Origin of the sequence: Serratia sp. T13T92, from assembly GCF_047530105.1 — a bacterium.
Classification (GTDB): domain Bacteria; phylum Pseudomonadota; class Gammaproteobacteria; order Enterobacterales; family Enterobacteriaceae; genus Chania; species Chania fonticola.
In genome coordinates, this window is the sequence record NZ_JBLJAK010000003.1 from 244,227 (window position 1) to 270,360 (window position 26,134).

Below are 26,134 nucleotides of genomic sequence, written 5' to 3' on the forward strand. Positions count from 1 at the left end.
AATTTCACCCTGATCCGCGAGTACTGCTGAACCCTCGGCACAATAACGTTCAGGTGATACCTATTGCTGTGAGTCGATGCTCACGGTGTTGGCCGTGCTATGGCTCAAGCCAGCCCAAATATTTATAAATAAAATATCTCAAGGAGTAAAATAATTATGGCGAATAATATGGAAAAAATAACGCTCACCCCCTACCAGACAATTTTTTATTATGAGTGGCTACAAGACCCCGATCGCAGTGATTACAATATTGTGATCGACAATACTATTGTTGGCGAAATAGACAAAAAAAAGTACAACGATAGTTTTGAACAAATGCTTAACGAGCATTTTATTACCCGTCATAACGTTGATGATGGACCTGATGGCGCCTTTTGGGTACCGAGAGAGCCCGTTTTCAATTTAGTCACCTATCACGACACCCCGTTAACCGATGAAGAAATTTATGCGTTAGTTTCTGCCCCCTTTGACTTAAGAAATGGTCCACTGGTACGGATACATTTGATTTCTCTTGGGGCAGAGCGATACCGTACATTGTTTATTTTTCACCATATTGTTGTCGATGGCATCAGTACCGAAGAGATCTGGGACAAATGGCGTAAACGCTACAATGGCATCGACTATCAGGTGCCATCGCTGCAGGAACAGGGGGTTACGCACCAGCAGCTTTGCCATAATTTCGCCACGCTTCTGCAAGAAAAAGGCGAACAAATGCGTGAGTTTTGGCGCGAGCGTCTGGGCGATCTTGAAGGCGTTGATTTACGCTTTTTACAAACGGGCCGCCAGCTTACAACCGCTGCAACCCGGCGTCAGATCGGCGAGTTACTGTTTGGTTTTGATGAAGATATCAGCCGACGCGTAAAGCTGTTACTGCGTAAGTATAAGTTGACCACTTACTTGTTCGGGCAAATGGTCATGGCCCTGCTGTTACACAAAATGTCAGGGCAAAAAGCCGTTGCGCTCGCTTACCCGGTGGCGATCTCTGAAGGTAAGGAGCTGTTGTATGGCGCGCATATCAATACCTTGGCCATCGATTATCGCTTTGCGGATGATGCGACGATCCGTAGCGTTATTGCCAGTGTTCATCGTTATTACAAATCATTAAAACAGACAAAAGCCAAATATTTACCTGTCCATGAGATCCTGGCTTGTGGCGAGGCTACCGGCGTACTGGATGTCGCTTTTGCCCAGACTTTCCTGCGCGATCATCAGACCCATTTTAGCGGCGTCGTGGATGAGTCGGCCAATCACGACTTTCATATCGACCTGGTGAATGAGCTGCTGTTTGAACAGGAGGTGTTAGCGAGTGGTATCAACTATCGCGTCCGGTTTGATAGCAACGTCCTTGATGCCGCATTGGTTGAGAATTTTATTGAGCTCTATAAAGATCTGTTTATTAATACGCTCGATAAGCTGCTTGCGGGTGAAGTAGACACGCCAATAAATTCCATCACGCTGATTGCGCAACTGCCACACCACACCCAGCATGTATGCGCTGGCGCTAAAGTCCCTCAACATTCGATTGTCGAACAGTTTGAGCGTATGGCCGCGACTTACCCAGCCCGCAACGCCGTTGTTTGTGGCAATCAAACACTTTCCTATCAACAGCTTAATCAGCAGGCCAACCGTCTGGCTGATTACCTAAGGTGTGAACTGCGGATTAAGAGTGGCGATTTCGTCGCCCTGTGCCTTGAAAAGTCGGCAGCAATGCCCGTATGTATTCTTGCCATACTCAAAACTGGGGCCGCCTATGTTCCGCTTAACCCTGGCGAGGCCGGGAACAGGTTAAGTTTTATTCTGCAGGACACGCAAGCGAAAGCCATCTTGGGCGATAGCGCCAGCGTGAGCTATTTGAATGAGATTGCAGAGCTGCCGCAGGTGCCGATTATTGCCGTTGATAACCCGCAGTTCCAGCGCGATCTGGTTGCTCAGCAGCAGTCAGAGAACCTTGATATCGCCATAAGTTTGCAGCAGTTAGCCTATATTATTTATACCAGCGGCACGACAGGTAAGCCAAAAGGCGTCATGATTGAACACGCGGGCTTAATCAATCTGGCGCGGGTTCAGGGCGAAGCGTTTGGCCTGGCACCTGGCGAGGCGTCGGTAAAGCAATGTCTTTGGTATGCCGCCTATGTTTTTGATGCCCATGTCTCTGAGCTCTTTACGGCGATTGCCAATGGCCATGTGATACATATTTTGCCGGAAGATAAGCGCAAGGATTTTGACGCGTTAGCGGCATATATTGCCGATGCCAGCATTGATATTGCCACCATTCCCCCGGCGTTATTGGATAAAAACTCCCTGTTAGCGCTCTCTACTCTGGTGGTTGCCGGTGAACCTTGTAATCGTGAGATTATGCAACGTTATCGTGCGCAGGGAACCACGGTCATCAATGCCTATGGCCCGACGGAAAGCAGCGTCTGTGCGACGTTGCACTATTACGAAAATGGCGATAGCAACCTCAATATCGGCCTGCCGCTGCTGAATCTTGATGTACATGTTTTAGATGAGCACCTGGCACCTGTCCCTGTCGGTGTGATCGGCGAGCTTTATATCAGTGGCGTTGGTCTGGCCCGGGGTTATCTGAATGATCCGCAGCAGACCGAGCGCGCCTTTATCGCCAACCCCTTCCAGAGCGACGAGCAAAAGCAGCGTAATGAAGCGGCACGGCTGTATAAAACCGGCGATGTTGTCCGCCGCTTGGCCGACGGTCACATTGAGTATGTCGGCAGGCGAGACTCCCAGCTGAAGATCCGCGGTTTCAGAATTGAATTAAGCGAAATTGAAATGCAGCTGGTGCAAATTCCGCAGATTATCCAATCGGCGGTCATTGCACATAAGCTCCCGACGGGAGCGCTGTCGTTAGTTGCCTACTATGTTGCGGAAGTTGCTTTGGACAAAGAGCAGATCATTGGGCACCTGGCGGATGCTTTGCCTGACTATATGATCCCGCTGGCCTATGTTCACTTAACGGCGTTCCCGATGACGGTTAACGGTAAATTAAACCGTAAGGCATTACCGCTGCCCGATCTGAGCGGGCAGGATGACTATGTCGCACCTGCCGATGAGATGGAAAGGGCACTATGCCAGATCTATGGTGAGATATTAGGCCAGGCGCCGGGTCAGGTCGGTGTTAATGACGATTTCTTTAAGCTGGGCGGCGACAGTATCAGCGCCATTCAGATGGTGAGAATGATCCGTCAAAGGCTAAAGGGGACGGCCAGCGTCAAAGATATTTTCGACTGCAAAACCGTTCGTTTACTGGCGCGGAATATCGTGCTGGATAGCGATGAACATCACATCAAACATCTCTCCGAGTCGGGGATGTTGAGCGGCCCTGCACAGTTGCTGCCGATCCAGCAGTGGTTCTTCGATCGTGTCGATCAGGGGACTTTTGCCGCTTATCAGCACTGGAACCAATCCTTTGTGCTGGATGTTCCCCCGTTGGATATTGGCATACTCAACAAGAGCCTGGCGCTGTTATTTGCCTATCATGATGCCCTGAGACTGGTCTTTACGCGTGACGGTAACGGGGGTTACAGCCAGCACTACCAATCAGACGTCGGCGAAATACCGCTGTCGGTTATTGATGAACCCGTGGGTGCCGAGCAACAAATCGCGCTCTTTGATCGGTGGCAAAGTGAGTTTGATATCTTTGGCGGCAAGCTGTGCCATATTGGCTATATAACAAGCGAAAATGCGCCGCGGGCCAAGCTACATTTTGCTTTCCATCACCTGATTATGGATGCGGTAAGTTGGCATATCATCAAACAGGATCTGGAAAGGATTTATCGCGCGCTGGAAGCAAACGCGGCGGGCATTAGCGATCCCGTTGAGATTTTAGGTGATAAACCCACCAGTTATCGTCAGTGGGCTGCCCAGGTACAGGATTATGCCAACCATCAGGGAGCCAATGAGGAAACGCTTTATTGGCGTACTGTTATTGGCGGCCTGGGTGACTATCGCCAACGGATAGCGCCGCTTTTCACCTCGCCATCGTTGAGCCAACGCGAGTTATCGTTAAACAAAACCTCAACGCAGCATCTGTTGGGTGGGGTACATCATGTGTTCAATACCCAGGTTAACGATCTTCTGTTAGCCAGCTTCGTTGAGATCCTCAATGAGTTTACCGGGCTGCATACCCAGTACCTGACGCTAGAAGGCCATGGCCGAGAAGCGCTCGATATCAGCGTCGATATCAACCGTACGGTAGGTTGGTTGACCACTATGTACCCGGTCCGCTTGAGCAGCGAGGGGGACTGGCGTCAACGGATCGTGACCGTCAAAGAGACCGTTGGTGGGATCCCGCGCCGGGGCGTTGGATTTGCGCCGCTGATGGGGTACGACGCCGACCAACTGCCACCGGTTAGCTTTAACTATTTAGGGCGCTTTGATGAGGTTCAGCAGGAGGGATGGTGCTTCAGCCCGACAAACAGCGGGCAAACCGTTGCGCATGAGAATGGCGAAGCGCATCTGCTCAGCGTCAACTGTGGTGTCGTTGGCGGGGAACTGAGAATACGCCTCTCCGGTTACCTGACGGATGACGTATTGCAACACCTGGCGAGCCGTTACCAGGGGGCGATTGCAGGCGTTATTGAGCGCTTGCTGGCGGAAAGCCGCACCTATCTGACCGCGCGAGATATTGACGGGGTAATACCTCAAGCAACCCTTGACGCTCTGCAGCGTGATACTGAGCTGGAGTCGGTTTATCTGGCCAATAGTTTGCAGGAAGGCTTTATTTACCATGCGTTATCGCAGGGTGAAGTCGACGATGCCTACCATACCCAGATGTTCTGGGACTATGACAATACGCTGGATATCGCCTGTCTGAAGCAGGCGTGGTTGCAGGCGCAACAGCATTATCCAACGCTCCGTCTGCGGTTTGATTGGGATGAAGAGTTGGTGCAGATTGTCGATGCCCATGCCGCACTGAACTGGCATTTCTTTGATCTCAGCGGAAAAAGCGAGCACCAACAACAAGCCTTCTTCTCTGATTTATCTGCCCAGGATCGAGCAAGGCCTTATGACTTGTCGATCAGCGGGATCTTCCGTGTCTATGTGGTCAAAAATGCGGATGAACGTTACCGCTGCATTTTCAGTTGCCACCACGCCATCATGGATGGCTGGAGTAACCCGCTGCTGATTGAAGCGGTGCATAAATTCTATCTGGCGTTGTTGCGTGGTGACACATTGCCACAGGCATGTGACCTCGGTTTCCACCAGGTTCAGCGCTATATACAGTCGCACAAAAGCGAGCATTTACCGTACTGGCGGGACTATCTGGCAGCACAGGATGAACCCGAAGATTTAAATATCTTGCTGTGCGGGCAGGCGAAGCACGTTCAGTTAAATGAATATAAGCACATTAAAACGTCGAAAACACAGCAACTGATGTTTGATGAGCCGTGTTACCAACAGTTGAAATCGTTCAGCGCCGAGAACGCGATAACCCTTAATGCGCTATTGCAATATTGCTGGCACAAAGTGCTCAGTATTTATTCTGGCAATACGGCCAGCATCGTTGGTACGGTGGTTTCAGGCCGCAACCTGCCCGTGGATGGTATTGATCAAACGGTAGGATTATTGATCAACACACTGCCGCTGATCGTCGATCATCAGGCTTCTGTGTCGGTCCTCACGGCTATTCAAAACCTGCAGGACGCGATCAACGAGGCAAATACCCGCAGCCATGTCAATCTGGCTCAGCTACAACCGGCAGGAAAACGCCTGTTTAACTCTTTGTTTGTCTATGAAAACTACCCGATGCCCAGTGGGGATATCGATAGCGATTTACGGCTACGTTTCGCCAGTGCTAACGAGAAACAAGATTATCCGTTGGTGGTGACCGTGCTGGAACAACAGCAGCTGGCGCTGAGCCTGCATTATGCCGGTGAACTGTTTGACGACGTGCTGATCGAGCAACTGCTGAACACGATGAGGACGTTGGTAGAAAATATTGTTCAGGGTGCCTCTCAGTCTCAAACCGAGTTGCCTTATCTACAGGCGGCGCAGTATCAAACGATGATCCACCAGTGGAATGATACCCGCAGGCCCTACGAGCAGGATAAAACCCTCGCCGCGCTGTTTGAAGCTCGCGTGGCCGCCTCACCAGACAGCGTCGCCGTAGAATTTAACGACGTGGTGTTAACGTACGCACAGTTAAATCAACAGGCGAACCAGCTAGCGCATTATTTGCAGCAATGTTGCCAGCTGCGCGCCAACGATCTCGTGGGTCTCTATCTTGAGCGCAGTGAGCAGTTGGTCATTGCTATTCTGGCCATACTGAAAGCGGGCGCGGCCTATGTGCCGATGGATCCGGATTCCCCCGATGAGCGCAATGGCTATATTATCGCGGATGCCAAGGTAAAAGCGGTGCTTTGCCAACGGCAGGCTTTGCAAAGGGTAGACCTGATGGCACCCGGAGCCATGCTTATCCCTCTTGACGCACCAGATACCACCGCGCGTTTGGCGCGCTGTGCAACAGATAACCCATGCAGCAATACCGGCCCCGAAGATCTGGCGTATGTCATTTATACCAGTGGCACGACGGGATACCCTAAAGGGACGCTGATAGAGCAACGCTGTGTGAACCGGCTGGTGATTAATCCCAACTATGTTGAGATCGGTGAACAGGATCGCATTCTTGGTATTTCAGGCTATCAGTTTGATGCCTCCATTTATGACATCTTTGGGGCGTTGTTAAATGGCGCCGCGTTGGTGATTGCCGACAAACCAAATATCCTCGACTTAGACCGTCTCTCTCAGCTGATTGTCGATCGTCAGATCAGCAATTTCTTTGCCACGACCGCCTTCTTTAATACGCTGGTGGATGCTGAACTGCCTGGTTTGCAGCAGTTGAACTACCTGCTGTTCGGCGGTGAGCAGGTGTCCGTTAACCATGTTAATCGTTTCAGAACGCTTTATCCTCAGGTCAAGTTGGTGCATGTTTACGGGCCGACGGAAACGACAACCTACGCTACGGCCTATTTGACCAACACGGCGACGCAGGCGTTTGATTACACTGTTCCTATCGGTCAGCCAATCAGTAATACCCAGCTGTATATACTCGACGAACAGCTGCGCCCCGTCCCACAGGGGGCGATCGGTGAGCTGTATATCGGTGGCGCTGGCGTTGGGCGCGGCTATCTGAATAATCCGCAGGCGACAGCGGACGCGTTTATTGCCAATCCGTTCCGCAGTGACGCCGAACGCAGCCGTGGTGAAAACGCCCGCCTTTATAAAACCGGGGATCAAGGCCGTTATCTGCCGGACGGTAACATCGAATACCTGGGCCGCAATGACTTCCAGGTTAAAATCCGTGGCTTCCGTATTGAGCTGGGGGAAATCGAAGCTCGGCTGATCGACCATCCTGCCATCCAGCAGGCACTGGTCCTGGCGAGCACTAACCCGGCGGGGCATACCCATCTGACGGCGTACTACGTCGCGCAGGGCCCTTTGGAACAGGAGATGCTGCGCGCCCATCTGCAACAGGTTCTGCCGGACTACATGGTACCGTCTGCCCTGGTTCACCTGCTATCGCTACCGATGACCGTCAACGGCAAGGTCGATCGCGCGGCCTTGCCGGTCCCGACGTTTGAGGCGCAGGCAGACCGGGTGGCACCAGAGACGGCGACCGAGCAGCAACTGGCCGAGATCTTCGCCGAACTGCTCGCCATCCCGCAGGACAGCCTCAGCGTGCTGGACGATTTCTATCGCCTGGGGGGCAACAGTATCCTGGCGATCAAGCTGGTGGGCCGTTTGACCCGCGCGTTAGAAAAAAGCGTGCACGTCTCTGACCTGTTCCGCCTGAGATCCATCCGGGCACTGGCGGCATTTATTGACGGCGAAGCGCAGGGCTGCCAGGTCATCCAGGCACCGTCGATCGCCCGGCCTGAGGAGCAGCGGCTGTCGTTTGCCCAGGATCGCCTGTGGTTTATCGACCGTTATGAAGAAGGCAGCAATGCCTACAACGTCCCACTTACGCTCAAGCTGCAGGCCGGTACCGATCCGCAGAAAGTGGCCCTGGCCCTGATGAAGGTGATCGCGCGTCATGAAGCGCTGCGCACCCTGATCCTGTGTGACGACGACGGGCAGGGGTATCAACATATTCTGCCAGCAGAGACCTTCTCACTGACCGTACCGCACGAAACATGCGACAGCGTGCAAGCGCTGCATGCGCGGCTGCACGAGCATCAGCACCGGGTGTTTGATCTGGCGCAGGAGTGCCCAATTGCAGCCAGCAGTTATACGCTGGCGGGAGCAGACTACTTCAGCATCGTTATTCACCACATCGCGTTTGACGGCTGGTCGGTGGATCTGCTGCTAAAAGAGTTGCTGCACTATTACCGCGTGTTCACCGGAGAGGCCAGCAATGAACTCCCGGCACCGCCGGTGCAGTACCGGGAATTTGCGCTGTGGCAGCGCCAACACCTGCAAGGGGCCACGCTGGACAAGCAACTGGCCTACTGGCACGGGCAACTGGCGGATCATGAACCGCTCAACCTGCCGACGGACCATGTGCGCCCACTGCAATTGGATTACCGCGGCGACGATATCACCTTCCAGTTGGATGCTTCGACCAGTGCCGAGCTGCGGGCGTTGGCCGCCTCGTTGAACGTCAGCCTGTATACGGTATTGCTGAGCGGCTATTACCTGCTGCTGGGGGTTTACAGTAACCAGCAGGATATCGTGTTGGGGACGCCGATAGCGGGCAGGCATTACCCGGGGGTGGAAGACACCATGGGCCTGTTTGTCAATACGCTGGTCCTGAGAAGGCAGATAGACGTCAGCCAAACGGTCAGAGCATTTATTGACGAAACGGGGCTGCAGGTCAGTGAAGCGCATACCCACCAGGATCTGCCTTTCGAAAAGCTGGTGGAAGTGCTGAAAACGGAGAAAGACAGTTCAAGGCACCCGATATTCCAGGTGATGTTCAGTCTCCAATCGTTTGGCGCCACAGGACGTACCGAAGGAGAAAGCCTGTTTGAGCAGTATGACGCGCAAGAAGGAGCGTATCGGGCGGCGAAGTTCGATTTGACCGTGATGCTGGACGACAGTGAAGAGGCGATCGGTGGCGTCTTCAACTATGCGACGGCCCTGTTCAACGGGCAAACGATGCAGAACTACATCGCCACCTACCAGCATATCCTGAGCCAACTGGGTACGCTGTGCAGTCAGGGGCGTTCCCTTGCGGAACTTCAGTACCTGGATACGGCGCAATACGAGCAAATCATCTGCCAGGGGAACCGCACCGAATGCGACTACCCGCGGGAGATGACGATCCACGAAATGTTCGAGGCGCAGGTAGCAAGGACCCCAGAGAATATCGCACTGGTGTTTGAGGGCGTGAGCCTGACCTATCGGCAGTTGAATGAACGTGCCAACCGGTTGGCGGCTTACTTGAGAGCGCAGTTTGTTTTACAACCGGACGATCTGATCGGGCTTTGCCTGGAAAGATCGGAGCGCATGATCGTGAGTATCCTGGCGGTATTGAAAGCCGGAGCCGCCTATGTACCGCTTAGCCCCGATATGCCTGCGGAGAGAATGCTCTGGACGATAGAAAATATTCATTCCCGCGTCATTCTGACGGAGTTGGGCACGCAAGAGGCGCTGGCCAAACTGATTAATCCACAGCAGACGGCGCTGCTGTGCGTGGACGATCCTGAGTTGATTGCGCAGGCTGCCAGCCACCCGGTGGTTAATGTGGCAACCCAAAGCAGACCTGACAATCTGATTTATGTCATCTATACCAGCGGGACGACGGGCACCCCTAAAGGGGTGATGATTGAGCATCATTCTGTCGCCAATCTTGTGGAGGCGCAGCGGAGTATCTTTGGCACTGAGATCTGCCAGGCCGGAGAGCCGACAAAAAGTTACCTCTTCTATTCAAATTACACCTTTGACGCGCATGTCCTGGATGTGTTCAGCCCGTTGCTGACCGGCCATTGCTTACATGTCTTGTCTAAAGAGATACGTTTGAATTTCGCTGCGCTGGCTGCCTACATAAAACAACATGCCATTGATATCGGCTTTGTGCCTCCTGCGCTGCTCAATAACAATGAAACACTGGAGCTTTCCACGCTAATCCTGGGAGGGGAGGTGGCTAGTAGCAGCGTGATAGAGCGCTATAGCGCTCAGGGGGTAAAAATAGTTAACTGCTATGGCCCAACGGAAACCACGGTCTTTGTCACCAGGAACGTTTACCAAACGGGCGATAGCAACACCATCATTGGCCGGCCGATAGGCAATGCTGACGCTTATATTCTGGACAGTTGTCTACGGCCGCTCCCTGCGGGTGCCGTGGGTGAACTCTATATCAGTGGTGACTGTGTAGGCCGTGGCTATTTAAATAACCCAGAGGCGACTCATCAGGCGTTTATCGTCAATCCATTGCAAAGTGATGAAGATAAAGCGCGAGGACGTCACGATCGGCTGTATAAAACGGGCGATTTAGTCCGTTACCTGAACGACGGAAAGATTGACTATATTGGGCGTAATGATGCCCAGGTGAAGATCCGTGGCTTCAGGATCGAATTGGCCGAAATCGAAAACTGTCTGGCCGAATACCCACATATTGAACAGGTAGTGGTCCTGGCGCTGGAGCATGACTCGGGGCAAAAGTACCTGGTAGCCTATTATGTTGCACCAGACGCATTGCCAGCAGATGTGTTGTCTGAGCATCTGCAACAGCGTTTACCTGCCTACATGATCCCCACGGCGTTTGTTCATTTAACGGCATTGCCGATGAACATGAACAATAAGTTGGATCGCAAAGCCTTACCTCTGCCGATATTAACGGATGAGGTGAACTACGTGGCCCCAGCCAACGAGAGTGAAATGCTGATCTGCCGCGTATTTGCGGAGGTATTACAGCTTAAGGATTATGCGGTGGGGGTCACCGATGACTTCTTCCGTTTAGGCGGGGACAGTATCAGCAGTATCCAACTGGCGAACAAACTCAAAAAGTTATCTGGCCACCATCTCACGGTGAAGGACATCTTTGCCCACAGAACGGCCAAAGCATTGAGCACTTACCTGCTGCAACGTCAGGGTGACAATTTGCCGGTTATCCAGTCAGAGGCAGGTATGCTGGCGGATGAGCTACCCTTGGCGCCGATCCAGCGCTGGTTCTTCCAGGCCGTAGAGTCGGGGAAATTGCCTGATGCTGGGCATTGGAACCAGGCATTTATGGTTAAAGTGCCCACGTTAAACGTTGAGCTACTGCGTTTGAGCGTGGCGAAACTGGTTGAATACCATGATATTTTGCGGGCCGTTTACCCGAAAGATGCCGCTGCCGGCCACTACCGTCAAACGATAGCGACGTTGCCATTTGATGCGATCAACCAACAGGATTTCACAGCCGTTCAGCTCGATGCGCAGTTGACGGCCTGGCAGAACCGTTTTTGCCTGGCAGAAGGGCCACTGTTCCATATCGGTTATATTGCGGGCTACGCTGACGAGACTGCGCGTATCCATGTGGCGGTACACCATCTCAATATTGATGCGGTCAGCTGGCGGATTATTAACCAAGACTTACGCACGCTTTACCAGTTCTTTGCTGCACAAGGCGATAACCTGGATGTGACGGTTGATGCGCAAACTATCCTGGGCCAGAAAGGCACGAGTTACCGCCAATGGGTCAACTCACTGCAAAACTACCCAGCCGTTGCCGTGAACAGCCATAGGGATGAGAGGCATTACTGGGAGAACCTGACCACGGATTTAGACGCCTGGCACCAGCGTTTGGACACCCATCGCGTGGGGACGCTCAATCGTACGATGATAAGCCTGTCGCCAGAGCAAACCGGTTGTCTGTTGCGAGACCTTCATCATGTTTATCACACCGAGGTGAACGATATTCTGCTGACCGTACTGGCGGATGCGCTGTCGCAGGTGGTTGGCGGTGACAGCCAGTATGTCCTGCTGGAAGGGCATGGCCGAGAGGCGATGTTTGACGATGTGGATATCAACAATACCGTCGGTTGGTTTACCTGCATGTATCCGGTCAATCTGCGTATTGAGCAGCGTGACCTTGTACGCAATTTACCGCTGATTAAAGACAGGCTACGAACCCCTCCTCACCATGGCTTAGGGTATGGCGTGCTGGTTGGCTATGATGCGCAGGCATTGCCCGCCGTGACCTTCAACTACCTTGGCCAGTTCGATGGCGATGAACGAGATGGCGAGTGGGCGTTTGTTCAGGAATCTACGGGGTTGGCATTATCAGCGAATAACCGCACAACGGACTTCTTAGCGCTGAACGGCGGTGTGCTCAATGGCCAATTACAATTCCTGGTCGAAGGGGATCTCAGCCTGGAACAGCTCGAACTGTTTGCCACGACTTATCGCCAGCGGTTAATCCAGTTGATCGACGAGCTTAAGCGGTCAACTCGCTCTTATCTCACCGAGTCTGATGTTAAGGGTGTGGTCTCCGGTGAATTGTTAGCGCGCCTCCAGCAGGATGAAGAGGTGGCGGCGATTTATCCGGCTAACAGCCTGCAACAAGGATTTATTTATCATTACGTCCTGCAAGGTGATATCGACAACGCCTACCGTACGCAAATGGTCTGGCACTATCGCAATGCGTTGGATGTCGAGCTGTTAAAACGGGCGTGGCAATGCAGCCAGGCGAAATATCCGGCGCTGCGGCTAAGATTCTCCTGGCAGGAAGAGTTTGTGCAGATTGTCGATAAGCAAGGCACCTTTGGTTGGCAGTTTATCGATATCAGTGAGCAGGACGAACGTGCACGAGCAAGCACCGTGGCTGAACTCGTCAAGCAGGATCAGCAGACCCATTTCGATTTGTCTGCTAGCGGGTTATTCCGGCTGTATATCGTTAAGTGCGAGGACGATCACTATATTTGTCTATTTAATAACCATCACGCCATTCTGGACGGCTGGAGCCTGCCGATCTTGCTCAATGACGTGCACCAAAATTATCTGGCCCTGCAACAGGGAAGCGCGCCGGAGCAAGCCGCAGATCAAAGCTATCTGGAGGCACAGGCATTGCTACAGACGGTTAGCCAGGAAACCGAGCAGTTCTGGCAAAACTATCTGGGTGGCTTAGAGGTGCAAGAGAATCTCACCGGCCTGCTAAAGCCGGAGATGAAACACGTCAATTTAAGTGAATATAAACACCTGCAAGATCCCCAGACGGTATCGACCGCATTGGCTGGTGAGCTTTACCACGGGCTGAAGGCGCTCTCACGGCAGCATGGCGTGACGTTGAATGCGCTGATGCAGTATTGCTGGCACCAACAGCTCAGTCTTTATAGCCATGCGGACGTGACGATTGTGGGCATGACGGTGTCTGGCCGTAACCTGCCGGTGGAGGAGATTGAACGCTCTGTTGGTCTATACATCAATACGTTGCCTGTCGTTCTGGCACACACCGATGAGGCGATCATCGAGAATGTCAAACGTCTGCAGGCCCATATTAATGACATCAATAGCTACAGCAATATCAGCCTGATCACACTGCAAAAGGCGGGGGTACGTCTGTTCAATTCGCTCTTCGTGTTTGAAAACTATCCGGTGCCTGCCGATAACGGCGAGAGCCTGTTCAAACTCGAGTTTGAGGACAGTGATGAAAAACTGGATTACCCGCTGGGCATCATGGTGTATGAACAGGATGGACGGATTGAGTTCAAGATCAACTATGCGGGCGAGCTGTTCAGCCGTTCGGCCATTGAAGGCGTGCTGCAAGGAATACGGCTCACCGTACAGCAGTTGATCGCGGACCCGGCCATGGGTCCCCAGGCGTTATCGCTGCTGACGCAGGACGACTATACGCAGCTGGTAGCAAACCAGCCGCGGGTTCAGGTTGCCGTGGAGCGAAATAAACTGGTCGGTCAGATGTTTGAAGAGCAGGCAGCCAGAACGCTTGATGCTTTGGCATTGGTATATCAGGATACGCGTTTGACGTATTGCGAGTTAAATCAGCGGGTGAACCAGTTGGCGGCTTATCTGCAGGCGAACTTTGCGATACAGCCTGACAGCGCGATTGCCCTCTATTTTGATAAGTCGACCCATATGGTCATTGCCATGCTGGCCGTGCTCAAGGCCGGGGCGGCCTATGTCCCGATTAGCCCTCAGGCACCGTTGGAGCGCTTGAGTCTGCTGGTCGACGACGTTAAACCGGTGCTGATCCTGACGCAGCAGCATTATGGTGCACGCATCGCTGGCTGTGGTTTCCCTCTGCTGGATATTGATAACCCGCAACTGGCCAACAGGCTGGCGCAGCTCGATGACAGCAACGTACCGTCACGCACGCAGCCAGACGATTTGGCGTATATCATCTATACCAGCGGCACCACTGGCCGGCCAAAAGGGGTGATGATTGAACATCACTCGTTAATCAACCTGGCGCAAGGGCAGTCAGACCTGCTAGGTATGCCTACGGGCCATGAGCAGGCTGCCAGGCTAAACACGCTGTGGTATTCGGAATATGTTTTCGATGCCCATGCGCTGGATGTCTTCTGTGCCTTGTTGAATGGCCATTGCCTGCATATTCTGGCAGAACAGCAACGTCTCGACTTTATCGCGCTCTCTGCCTATATCAGGGATCACGCCATCGAGTTCGCCTTTATTCCTCCGGCGTTACTGGCACAAAATGAACTCCTGGAGCTGTCTACGCTGGTTGTTGGTGGGGAGTGTCTCGATGCGGCGATGATTGACCGCTACTGTGAGGCCGGAGTCCGGTTGATCAACGGTTACGGGCCTAGCGAAACCACCGTGTGGGCGACGGCGCGGATCTATCAACCTGGCGATGCCAATACCAATATCGGCAAGGCGATCAACAACGTTTGTGTTTATCTGCTGGATCGCCACCTGCGCCCCGTCCCACAAGGTGCGATTGGTGAGTTGTATATCGGTGGTGCTGGCGTTGGGCGCGGTTATCTGAATAACCCGCAGGCGACAGCGGATGCGTTTATTGCCAATCCGTTCCGCAGTGATGCCGAGCGTAGCCGTGGTGAAAACGCCCGCCTTTATAAAACCGGGGACCGGGGCCGTTACCTGCCGGACGGTAACATCGAATACCTGGGCCGCAATGACTTCCAGGTTAAAATCCGTGGCTTCCGCATTGAGCCGGGGGAGATCGAAGCCCGGTTGAACGACCATCCTGCCATCCAGCAGGCGCTGGTCCTGGCGAGCACGAACCCGGCGGGGCATACCCATCTGACGGCGTACTACGTCGCGCAGGAGCCCTTGGAACAGGAGATGCTGCGTGCCCATCTGCAGCAAGTTCTGCCAGACTACATGGTACCGTCGGCCCTGGTTCACCTGCTGTCGCTACCGATGACCGTCAACGGCAAGGTCGATCGCGCGGCCTTGCCGGTCCCGACGTTTGAGGCGCAGGCAGACCGAGTGGCACCAGAGACGGCGACCGAGCAGCAACTGGCCGAGGTCTTCGCCGAGCTGCTCGCCATCCCACAGGACAGCCTCAGCGTGCTGGACGACTTCTATCGCCTGGGGGGTAACAGCATTCTGGCGATCAAGCTGGTAGGCCGTTTGACCCGCGCGTTAGAAAAAAGCGTGCATGTCTCTGACCTGTTCCGCCTGAGAACCATCCGGGCACTGGCGGCATTTATTGATAATACCGCGCAGGGTAGCCAGATCATCCAGGCACCGTCGATCGCCCGGCCTGAAGAACAGCGGCTGTCGTTTGCCCAGGAGCGTCTGTGGTTTATCGACCGTTATGAAGAAGGCAGCAACGCCTACAACATCCCGCTTACGCTCAAATTGCAGGCCGGAACCGATCCGCAGAAAGTGGCCCAGGCGCTGATTAAGGTGGTTGACCGTCACGAAGTGCTGCGCACCCTGATCCTGTGCGATGACGACGGGCAGGGGTATCAACATATTCTGCCAGCCGAGACATTCTCACTGAGCATATCGCACGAAACATGCGACAGCGTACAAGCGCTGCATGCGCGGCTGCACAAGCATCAGCACCGGGTGTTTGACCTGGCGCAGGAATGCCCGATTGTGGCCCAGTGTTATACGCTGGCGGGAGCAGACTACTTCAGCATCGTTATTCACCACATCGCGTTTGACGGCTGGTCGGTGGATCTGCTGTTAAAAGAGTTACTGCACTATTACCGCGTGTTCACCGGAGAGGCCAGCAATGAACTCCCGGCACCGCCGGTGCAGTACCGGGAATTTGCGTTGTGGCAGCGTCAACACCTGCAAGGGGCCACGCTGGACAAGCAACTGGCCTACTGGCATGGGCAACTGGCGGACCATGAACCGCTCAACCTGCCGACGGACCATGTGCGCCCACTACAATTGGATTACCGCGGCGACGATATCACCTTCCAACTGGATGCGGCGACCAGTGCCGAGCTGCGGGCGTTGGCCGCCTCGTTGAACGTCAGCCTGTATACGGTACTGCTGAGCGGCTATTACCTGCTGCTGGGGGTTTACAGTAACCAGCAGGATATCGTGCTGGGGACGCCGATAGCGGGCAGGCATTACCCGGGGGTGGAAGACACCATGGGGCTGTTCGTCAATACGCTGGTCCTCAGAAGGCAGATAGATGTCAGCCAAACGGTCAGAGAATTTATTGGCGAAACGGGGCAGCAGGTCAGTGAAGCGCATACCCATCAGGATCTGCCTTTTGAAAAACTGGTTGAAGTGCTGAAAACGGAGAAAGACAGTTCAAGGCACCCGATATTCCAGGTGATGTTCAGTCTCCAATCGTTTGGCGCAGCGGGACGTACGGAAGGAGAAAGTCTGTTTGAGCAGTATGACGCGCAAGAAGGGGCGTATCGGGCAGCGAAGTTCGATTTGACCGTGATGCTGGACGACAGTGAAGAGGCGATCGGTGGCGTCTTCAACTATGCGACGGCGCTGTTCAACGGGCAAACGATGCAGAACTACATTGCGACCTATCGGCATATCCTGCGCCAACTGGGTACGCTGTGCAGTCAGGGGCGTTCCCTCGCGGAGCTTCAGTACCTGGATTCGGCGCAATACGAGCAAATCATTTTCCAAGGGAACCGCACCGAATGCGACTACCCACGGGAGATGACGATCCACGGGATGTTCGAGGCGCAGGTAGCAAGAACTCCAGAGAATATCGCTCTGGTGTTTGAGGGTGTGAGCCTGACCTATCGGCAGCTGAATGAACGGGCTAACCGCTTGTCGGTTTACTTGAGAGAACGCTTTGCTGTCCGCACCGGCGATCTGGTGGCGCTGTGTTTAAACCGCTCTGAGCATATGCAGGTCGCGATACTGGCCATTCTCAAGGCGGGGGGCGCTTACGTACCACTGGATCCGCTGGCACCGGATGACCGAGTCAGTTACATGTTGGACAACGCCGGTATCGATATTATCTTGACGGCACATCCTGGCGACGAGAAAGCCGCAGCGCTAGCGGCAACCGGCAGAACCGTTATCGATGTCGCCGATCGGGAGACGTCATCCGATATTGCCCGCTACCCAGGCGAAAACCAGCCTTCATCGGTGCGGTCTAGCGATTTGGCTTACATCATCTATACCAGCGGCACCACGGGCAATCCTAAAGGCGTCATGCTAGAGCATCACAGCGTGATCAACCGTATTGTCTGGATGCACAAGCAATATCCGATCACGGCGCAGGATCGTATCTTGCAAAAGACCAACTACACCTTCGATGTTTCAGTGTGGGAGCTGTTCTGGGCTAACTGGTACGGGGCCTGTATCGTTTTTGCCTCGCAGGAGGCCTATAAAGATAATGTCTATCTGGCAGAACTGATTGAACAGCAACAGGTAACGACGCTCCATTTCGTCCCTTCAATGCTGTCGGCATTCCTTGAAACTCTGGAAGGGCAGAGTGCGTTGCAGGCAAAACTGGGCAGCCTTAACTACCTGTTTTGCAGCGGAGAGGCGTTAAACGTGGGGGAAGTCAGAAAATGCCACCGCTTACTGCCGCATTGTCAGATCCACAATCTCTATGGCCCAACGGAAGCGACGGTGGATGTGCTGTTCTACGACTGTAACGCACGCTCCATCAAGGATGTGTTAATTGGTAAGCCGATAGACAATACTTCCGCCTACGTGCTGAATGCACAACTGCAACCCATTCCACCGGGGGCTATTGGCGAGTTATTCATTGGTGGCGTCGGTGTCGCTAGAGGTTACATGAATAATAAGCCATTGACGGATAAGGCTTTCCTGAGTAATCCATTCCAGGGCAATGAGGAGAAGCGACGAGGTTACAATGGCCGGATGTATAAAACTGGCGACGTGGTTCGCTATTTAGCCGATGGTAATATCCAATATCTGGGCCGCAATGATTTCCAGGTTAAAGTGCGCGGTTACCGTATTGAGCTGGGCGAAATCGAGACTCGCCTGGCCAGTTATCCGGACGTTAATCATGCGGTGGTGATCGCCAGCGAACGTGGCAGCAACGATAAATATCTGGTGGCTTATTATGTTGCCGCGCAGGAAATTCCCACCGAAAAGCTATGCGCTCATCTGCGGGAAACCCTGCCAGATTATATGGTGCCTAGCGTATTTGTTCATTTGACGGCGCTGCCGGTGACCTCCAACGGTAAGTTGAACAGAAGGTTGTTACCTGAACCGCAAATAACCCATTCCGTGACCTATGTGGCACCGGAAAACAAGGTTGAAAAAACGCTGTGTGAGTTACTCGCCGATACGCTGCAAGTTTCCTTTGAGGCAATCAGCATGGAGGATAACTTCTTTGCGCTGGGCGGCAACAGCATCCTGGCGATGAGGCTGAACAACCGGATTAACCAGGTGCTGAGGGTTAAAATACGTCTGCTTGATATTATCAATGCGCGCACCCTCAGCGAGTTATCGCAAGCCATTGCACAGGCTCAAGGGAAGTCATTTGAGGTGATCGTGCCATTTAATACGGTAACGCAAAAACCACAGATGTTTATGGTTCACCCTGGGATGGGGAACTGTTCGGTCTACCAATCCTTGGCCAATAGGCTGAGTGAGCGTTACTGCTGTTATGGGGTTGATTCATATAACTTCTATCATGAGCAGAAGATCGAGCAGCTTGATGAGTTGGCGCGTTATTATCTGGAGCATATCGATCGCATTCTTGATGTCAGCCAACCGGTCACCTTATTAGGTTGGTCGTTGGGCGGGAAGATTGCACTGGAGATCGCGGCCTATTTAGAAGCGCGTGGGGTTAAGGCGATCACTGTCTATCTGCTGGATACCTGGTTGTTAAGTGAAGATCATTATCAGCGCAATGAGTCATCCTTTAACCTGGACTCTATGATGGAGCGGTTACAAATTCCACATTATTTAAGACATAATGTCGAATCGGTTGTCGTAAGCGATAAGGTGTTGAATATACAGCCACTATCTGCCGTATTAAAACATACTCAGATCGTGTTGTTTAAGGCGATGGAGGAGATCGGTTATGAGGAGTATCAACAATACCGGTTTAACAACGTTGATGCTGGTGTTGAAAACATTGCCCAACTACAGCTGTTTGAAATAGCAGCCAGTCACTTTACCTTGCTAGAAAAGGAGGATGAGTTGATTAGCCACATCCGCTAATTGCTTTCTTGGCGCTGGGCAGGGGTTCTATTACCTGCCCAGCATGCTGTAGGTGAAGGGCTAAACAACATGACCAATTATATCTACTGCTCTCGTATTGACGAGCTAAGCAGCGAACTGCTTTATTCGCAGCGGGATTATCTTGATAAAGACCAACGGATCCTCTTCGATCGGTTTAGATTTGATGACGACAAACGTCGGTCATTATTAGGGAGAATGCTGCTACGTTATGCATTAAAAAAACATGTTGGGTATCAGGGAAGTCATTTTCCCAAGCTGCACTATAACCGCTATGGCAAACCTGCGGTGATGGGGATGAAAGGGGCTTTTAATCTTTCCCATGCGGGGGACTGGGCCGTGTGTGCCTATACGACGCAGGGGGATATCGGCGTTGATGTGGAAAAAAGAGTCCCGATTGACATACATGACTATCGGGATGTGCTCACCCCTGAGGAGTTTACACAACTTGTTCAGGGGGAAAACGTTGATTTCTTTCGTCTGTGGTCATTGAAAGAAGCCATCATAAAAGCGGATGGCCGGGGTTTTGCTTTATCTCCGACCACGTTTACCTTACCTCACCCTTTTGCCAATGGCTTAACCGTCGACGTGGCTGAAAAGCGTTGGTACTTGTACTCACAGGACATTGGGGAGGAATACGTATTATCCAGCGCCTCAACATCCTATGAAACCGCACTGTTTTCGTTAGCCTTTGACACTTTGTTGGCCTGATTTAATCGCTGCCGTTCTCTGCCAAAGCCATACGCGATATGGCTGGTCACTCAACTCTGGCAGACAAAGGCGCTGTCCTTGTCCAGCAAATAAGGGCGCAAATAGGCAACCGTGCTGCACATCGGCAAGATATCTGCTGACAGCGTTATCCCCAACGTTTCGACCAGGTATTTTCTACGCTGCTGCATCCGCTGCCATAGCTGTGGATACTGCCGTTGGATCTCCAACTTCAGCTGTTCATCCGCCAGTAGCACGGTGCTTTCGGCAGAAACGCCACCAAAGTTGGGCACTGAAGGAATGATATCAATCTGCAGGATCATGCCGCTCAACAGCTTTTGCCGAGAGCCTTGATAAATAGGCGAAGACATCCACTCTTCTTCAGCGGTCAGGTGCCCTGGGCACAGTGACCAACCGTACTTTGAGCGCGGTAAGACCGCTTCCACGTGATCAAACAGCTCGCCGCCACGCATGCCAACGCTAATCACTTCAAGCCAGTGGGCATAGGCAGAGAAGTAGGGCTTGGCGACCGCATCCAGATAGTTTTTCGCCTCTGTTGATAACTCACCATTAGCATTTACCGCATAACCCGCCCGGCTGGAGGCACCGCCGCGATAGCCTACGGTTAGCGAGATCGTATCACCGTACTTCACGGTGTTGTCGGTTGGGAACAGATTACCCTTGATAAAGCGTGGGCCGCTGGAAGCAATGGTGACAATACTCGGGTGTTGGCCAAAGCGTACCAGGCAATCCCCTAACTGCTGCTCTGTGACGCCTGGCGCCAGCTTATTCATGGCATCCAGAATGCAATCGGAGGCTAATGCGGCCCCATACTCGTAGTGAGCCACCTCGTTGGCATTATTGACCGTTCTGACCCCGTGCTCGCCGATAAACAAGTCGGTCTCATTGGATAAGCAGGCTTCATCACCGACAATGTTGCGGAGGGTATCGACAATAAATGACGGGAGGTCATAGATTTTCTTGTCGATCTCTAGCCCGTTGGTAAACATCTTCCAGCCAACCAGGCCGGTGCGGGCATTTTCCCGAATGCCCGCTTCAACCAGCAGCTCTTTAATCGACTTATCGCTTCTACCGGGTTGATTTGGCAATGAAAATTGAGATAGGTGTACCGCTTTGGCCTGGATCCGGGCTTTGCTGACCTTATTGAGATTCTCGTTCCCCAGCACCAGCGTCATTTCGCCATCGGCGTTGATAATCAACAAGGCTTCTTCAAAGCGGGTGAAAAAGCCGACCAGATATTCAAAATTGCCACCGTGCTCGACATCACAGTAAATCACCAGTTGATCAAGCCCACGTTGCTTCATCCTGCTAAGGATGTTGCTCTTTCTTTGTTGGATGGTTTCGTCCGTTAGTGCAACGGGCACGCCAGAACAGTCCTTTTGCGGCTCTGGGATGGTTTTTAAGCTTACTTGCTGGTTTTTCATCTGACCCTCTTTTGCCAAGTGGGAGTTCGTACAGCCTGTTGATCAGGCCATAACATCGAAAATATAGTTGAGACTTATCTCGCAGTGTTAAACAGCTAAAAATCAGCTTAACGTTAATTTGATCACAGTTTCTACTTTTATAGATTTGATTTCTTGCATTCATTTATCAAACTGATAGCGTATTGGACTGTAAATTAGGATTGTTACTGTTTAACAGGCAAAACCTAAACCTCTGGTGGTGTTGGCTATTAGCTAGCATGCCACCAGAGGTTTAGGTTTTTTTTTGCCTGAAAATCAGCTGATACAACAAGCAGGTAGCAGAGGACATTCCTATAACGGATAAAGAAGGCAACGATGAAAATATGAATAACTAGCGAAAGAGTTATGGATGGAGATAGGGTCCATCTACGGAAGGCCAATAATGATACAAACTAAAACCATTGAGGAAATAACCATGAAACGGTTTACGCTATTACTTACTTTGTTGTCTTCACTTATTTTAAGTCCGCTTTTGGCTTACGCTGAAACCGTAGGTGATAATACAGTCACCATTTATGTAACCCGTCATGGCAAAACCATGTTTAATACCGTACATCGGGTTCAGGGTTGGGCAGATACCCCGTTGACTACCGCAGGCGTTACGGTTGCTGAACAACTTGGTAAGGGCCTAAAAGATATTGAATTTAAAAAGGTATATGCCAGCGATCTGGGGCGAGCGCGTCAAACTGCGCGTATCATATTAGCCGCAAAAGGGCAGCAGTTGAACATCGTTGAAAGCGAGAAACTGCGTGAGTTCTGCTTCGGCATTTATGAAGGCGATCTCGATGCCAATATGTGGGGAGCAATAGCCACCAAGCTTGGCTATGAGTCGGAAAAAGCGCTATTCGGTGATTTTGCCAAAGGGAAATTGCCATTTGCCAAGATGTTCGGCGGTGTAGCTCTGGTCGATACCAGCGGTGAAGCTGAAACGTTTGCCACCGTCAAAGCACGTATGCAATCAGAGCTAAAAGCTATCGCTGAGGAAACGGCAGCTCAAGGGGGCGGTAACATACTCCTGGTTTCACATGGAGCAGCCATTCTGGCCATGGTAGCGGATATGAGCTCTACACCCATTGTCGCGCCACTGTCTAATGCTAGCGTTACGCAGATTACTTATAAAAACCGTGAGTTTACCGTAGGTAAACTGGGCGATATGAGCTATGTAGAAAAAGGTGCAAAGCTCTGATTGGGCGGTGAGCTAAAGGTAATTAAATAGAATACTATCTATCCATAATCCTCAATATCTAACCAGCATCAGCGGCAATCTTGTCACATCATCATATAGATAAGATTATTTAGTCCCTGATGCTGGTTTTCGGCTTTTTTTCTGCGCAGGAACTTAACCCGACGCACATCAATGCATAAGCCAAGGCGAAAATGAAATCTCTAATTATGAGTCTGCTAATTTAATTAAACATTAAGAATTAATAAAAAAATCACAACACTGTTGGTCAAGTAATGCACCCGTTGGCAATGCTATGAGCATACTAAATCAGACCATGTTGTGAACATATTCGGTAATAACTGCACATATTTTGTCATGATTTCATTAATAAATCGTTATTTTGGACAGAATAAAATGCCAACAACGTCATGTTTTATAAGTTAAATTTTCCTTTGTGCAGGATTTATTGATCGCCATCAGGATGCTCATGAACAAAAAATACACACAGTAGACTATTCATAAGCCGATGCTGTTATGACTGGCACTGGGTTATTTTGTGACACTCTGATAAGGAAATAACATGAGCGGACAGCAACAAAATATTACCTCCTCTGCAACAGAAATGGCTCCCGTTCGCTGGGGAGCCTACGTGGCGCTACTTTTTGCCATGGTATTCTTTTCCGGGCTTCTCGGCGGTAAAGAATGGTATGGCGTGTTTGATTTCACGACATTGAACGGGTCTTTCGGTCGAGTCGTCAGTGGTGTGACTCAAAGCAACGAGGCATTAAACGTTTCCAACAGTACCTTTCGTGGTACCGGCGGTAATGGTGCCATGGATGGTTTTCTCTTCGCCTTCGGCCTGATACCTGCTGTCATGTTTGCCCTTGGCATGATCAATGTACTGGAGCACTACGGTGCGCTGAATGCAGCACGTAAACTGTTAACCCCACTGTTGCGTCCGTTGCTGGGACTGCGCGGTAATACAGGTTTGGCACTGATCGGCAGCCTGCAGAGCACGGATGTTGGTGCCTCGCTGACGCGCAAGCTGGCTGATGAGGCGCAGATTACTGAGAATGAAAAAGACGTTTTCACCATGTTTCAGTTTTCTGCAGGCGCAATGATCACCAACTTTTTCTCCTCCGGCGCCATTCTGTTCACTTTGGTTGCCGCTGACGGCACCCTGGCGGTTCCCGCCTCGATCGGCCTGTGCATCCTCGTCATGTTTTTTATGAAAATCGTTGGCGCGAATATTTTTCGTTTGTTGCTGAAAATGCGTCGTCAAGATAACGCATCTTCTGAAATCCATAAGGCATAGGGAGAGCACCATGAGCATGACGACTGAATCCAAACCCATGATCACCGATGTTTTTGTTGCTGGCGCGCGCAAAGGCTGGACCATTGCCACAACCAGTACCTTGCCCAATGTTCTGATGGCCTTTGTGGTGATCAAGGCGCTGACCATCACTGGCGCACTGGACGGGCTGGCTTTCATTTTTGCTCCCCTGATGCAGCTGTTCGGCTTGCCGGGCGAGGCGGCAGCGGTCCTGATCGGAGGCTGGATGTCAATGGGCGGTGGGATCGGCGTAGCCGTCAGCCTGTTCGATAGCGGGATCCTGACTGGAGAACATCTGGCTATTCTGGCACCGGCCATCTATCTGATGGGGTCGCAGATCCAGTATGCCGGACGCATCCTTGGGGTCATTGGCACCAACGCCAAACTGATCCCGTTGATGATAGCCATCTCGGTACTGAATGCCTTCGGTGCCATGTTGCTGATGCACATTTTTATCTAGAGGCACGGCGACCTACGGGGCGAGTGCGAGATCGTACTCTCCCTCGATTTAATTTCAGTGCACGCGCAGCCTGCACAAAAGAACAGGGGAAACACCATGCAATTAGACGACTATCTGGCAGAGTTGGCCTCCTTGGTTAATGTGGACTGTGGTACCAATACGCTGGACGGAGTTGCCACCGTTGCTGGCAATATGCATGAGAAATATCAGCAGCTCGGCTGGCACAGCGAAATTGTCGATCTTGGCGATAAAGTGGGGCCCGGCGTTTTTGCTGCCAACAAACCCAATAGTCCACACTTTGATGTGCTACTGGTAGGTCACCTGGATACGGTTTTCCCAGTAGGTACCGTAGCGATGCGCCCCATGAGCATCAAGGAGGATCGCGCCTATGGCCCCGGTGTGGCGGATATGAAGAGTGGGCTCCTTAATATTCTTTGGGCAATGCGGGGACTGTCTGCAGAGGCGAAAGAGCGTCTCTCTATCGCGATTGCCATGAACCCTGATGAGGAGACGGGTTCGGTTTACTCACATGAATGGATTGGCGCCCTGGCGAAACGCAGCCGCTGCGTGTTGGTGTGCGAGGCCGCCCGTGCGGATGGCTCACTGGTCAAGGCTCGCAAGGGAATGGCTCGCTACGTGCTGGAATTTCACGGTGTCGCCGCCCACGCTGGTAACGATCCTGAGAATGGGCGTTCCGCAGTCAATGAAATGGCCCACTGGATACTTCATCTTAATCAGTTGGCCAATGCGCAACTTGGGACGACCCTGAACGTTGGAGTGGTGAGTGGAGGTTCAGCGGCCAATGTAGTTGCGGACTACGCGCAAGCGATAGTGGATGTCCGCTTCTGGCAGAACGACGAATTTGAGCGCGTTGATCGACTAATGCGAACCACGACGCCTCAATGCTTTACTGCCGATGTTCGCCTCAATGTGACACTACAGGCTCATGTGCCCGCCATGTCACCCTCAGAAAAAACCGAACAGCTGATGGCGAAGGTGGAGTCTGCGGGAAGGTTGGAGAATATTGACGTTCGCTGGCAGGCCGTCGGTGGTGGTTCTGATGCCAACCATACCGCCGCGCTTGATATTCCCTCACTGGATGGTTTTGGTCCAATTGGGGCTGGCTTCCATAGCCCGGCAGAATATCTGGAGTTGTCCAGCATCGAACCCCGAGTGCGTCTTTTGCGCCGGGTGATAGAAACGCTTTGATCTCTGTCAGAACGCAAAAAACCCGCCATAGGCGGGTTCTTCTAAATGATGGTGCCCGGACTCGGAATCGAACCAAGGACACGGGGATTTTCAATCCCCTGCTCTACCGACTGAGCTATCCGGGCAACGGGGCGCATTAAACCGTATTTGGCCCTGTGTCGTCAATGGGTTTCTGTCACAAAGCCGAGCGATTGCTCTAATTTCAAGCAAGGGCAGGGCTACCTTCCTGCGCCAGC

The 26,134-nt window shown here is 52.2% G+C and carries 7 protein-coding genes and 1 tRNA gene; 6 read left to right on the top strand and 2 right to left on the bottom strand.

Annotated features, from left to right (window positions below; all coding sequences use genetic code 11):
- Positions 1-156: 156 nt before the first annotated feature.
- Positions 157-19,521: an amino acid adenylation domain-containing protein gene (locus ACMV5I_RS06135; RefSeq protein ID WP_414823888.1), complete on the top strand. Its 19,365-nt coding sequence runs from the start codon at positions 157-159 to the stop codon at positions 19,519-19,521.
- Positions 19,522-19,590: 69 nt separating this feature from the next.
- Entirely contained in the window at positions 19,591-20,250 is a 660-nt protein-coding gene (locus ACMV5I_RS06140; RefSeq protein ID WP_414823889.1) for a 4'-phosphopantetheinyl transferase family protein, read from the top strand.
- Positions 20,251-20,300: 50 nt separating this feature from the next.
- On the opposite strand, the gene ACMV5I_RS06145 is transcribed toward ACMV5I_RS06140, so the two are convergent.
- Positions 20,301-21,692, bottom strand: a complete 1,392-nt coding sequence (locus ACMV5I_RS06145) for a M24 family metallopeptidase (protein WP_414823890.1) — start codon at positions 21,690-21,692, stop codon at positions 20,301-20,303.
- Positions 21,693-22,113: 421 nt separating this feature from the next.
- On the opposite strand from ACMV5I_RS06145, the gene ACMV5I_RS06150 reads away from it, so the two are divergent.
- The 4 genes from ACMV5I_RS06150 (at position 22,114) to ACMV5I_RS06165 (ending at position 25,898) form a co-directional block, all read left to right on the top strand.
- Positions 22,114-22,917 (top strand): histidine phosphatase family protein, encoded by an 804-nt coding sequence (locus tag ACMV5I_RS06150; protein WP_414823891.1) that lies wholly within the window; start codon positions 22,114-22,116, stop codon positions 22,915-22,917.
- Positions 22,918-23,476: 559 nt separating this feature from the next.
- The gene (locus ACMV5I_RS06155) at positions 23,477-24,211 is read left to right on the top strand and encodes a nucleoside recognition domain-containing protein (RefSeq protein WP_024529096.1); all 735 of its coding nucleotides are present in this window, start codon (positions 23,477-23,479) and stop codon (positions 24,209-24,211) included.
- A 16-nt stretch (positions 24,212-24,227) separates the two neighbouring features.
- Complete coding sequence (locus ACMV5I_RS06160; protein ID WP_037434993.1) at positions 24,228-24,689, top strand: YjiG family protein; 462 nt, start codon at positions 24,228-24,230, stop codon at positions 24,687-24,689.
- A gap of 96 nt (positions 24,690-24,785) precedes the next feature.
- Positions 24,786-25,898, top strand: coding sequence for a M20 family metallopeptidase (locus ACMV5I_RS06165; RefSeq protein WP_414823892.1), 1,113 nt, complete (start codon positions 24,786-24,788; stop codon positions 25,896-25,898).
- A 49-nt stretch (positions 25,899-25,947) separates the two neighbouring features.
- Here the strand turns inward: ACMV5I_RS06165 and ACMV5I_RS06170 are convergent.
- A tRNA-Phe gene (locus ACMV5I_RS06170) sits at positions 25,948-26,023 on the bottom strand.
- Positions 26,024-26,134: the final 111 nt, after the last annotated feature.

Coding starts and splice junctions, on each gene's coding strand:
- ACMV5I_RS06140 (WP_414823889.1), top strand. CDS start 19,591: ATGACCAATTATATCTACTGCTCTCGTATTGACGAGCTAAGCAGCGAA.
- ACMV5I_RS06155 (WP_024529096.1), top strand. CDS start 23,477: ATGAGCGGACAGCAACAAAATATTACCTCCTCTGCAACAGAAATGGCT.
- ACMV5I_RS06145 (WP_414823890.1), bottom strand. CDS start 21,692: ATGAAAAACCAGCAAGTAAGCTTAAAAACCATCCCAGAGCCGCAAAAG.
- ACMV5I_RS06150 (WP_414823891.1), top strand. CDS start 22,114: ATGATACAAACTAAAACCATTGAGGAAATAACCATGAAACGGTTTACG.
- ACMV5I_RS06165 (WP_414823892.1), top strand. CDS start 24,786: ATGCAATTAGACGACTATCTGGCAGAGTTGGCCTCCTTGGTTAATGTG.
- ACMV5I_RS06160 (WP_037434993.1), top strand. CDS start 24,228: ATGACGACTGAATCCAAACCCATGATCACCGATGTTTTTGTTGCTGGC.
- ACMV5I_RS06135 (WP_414823888.1), top strand. CDS start 157: ATGGCGAATAATATGGAAAAAATAACGCTCACCCCCTACCAGACAATT.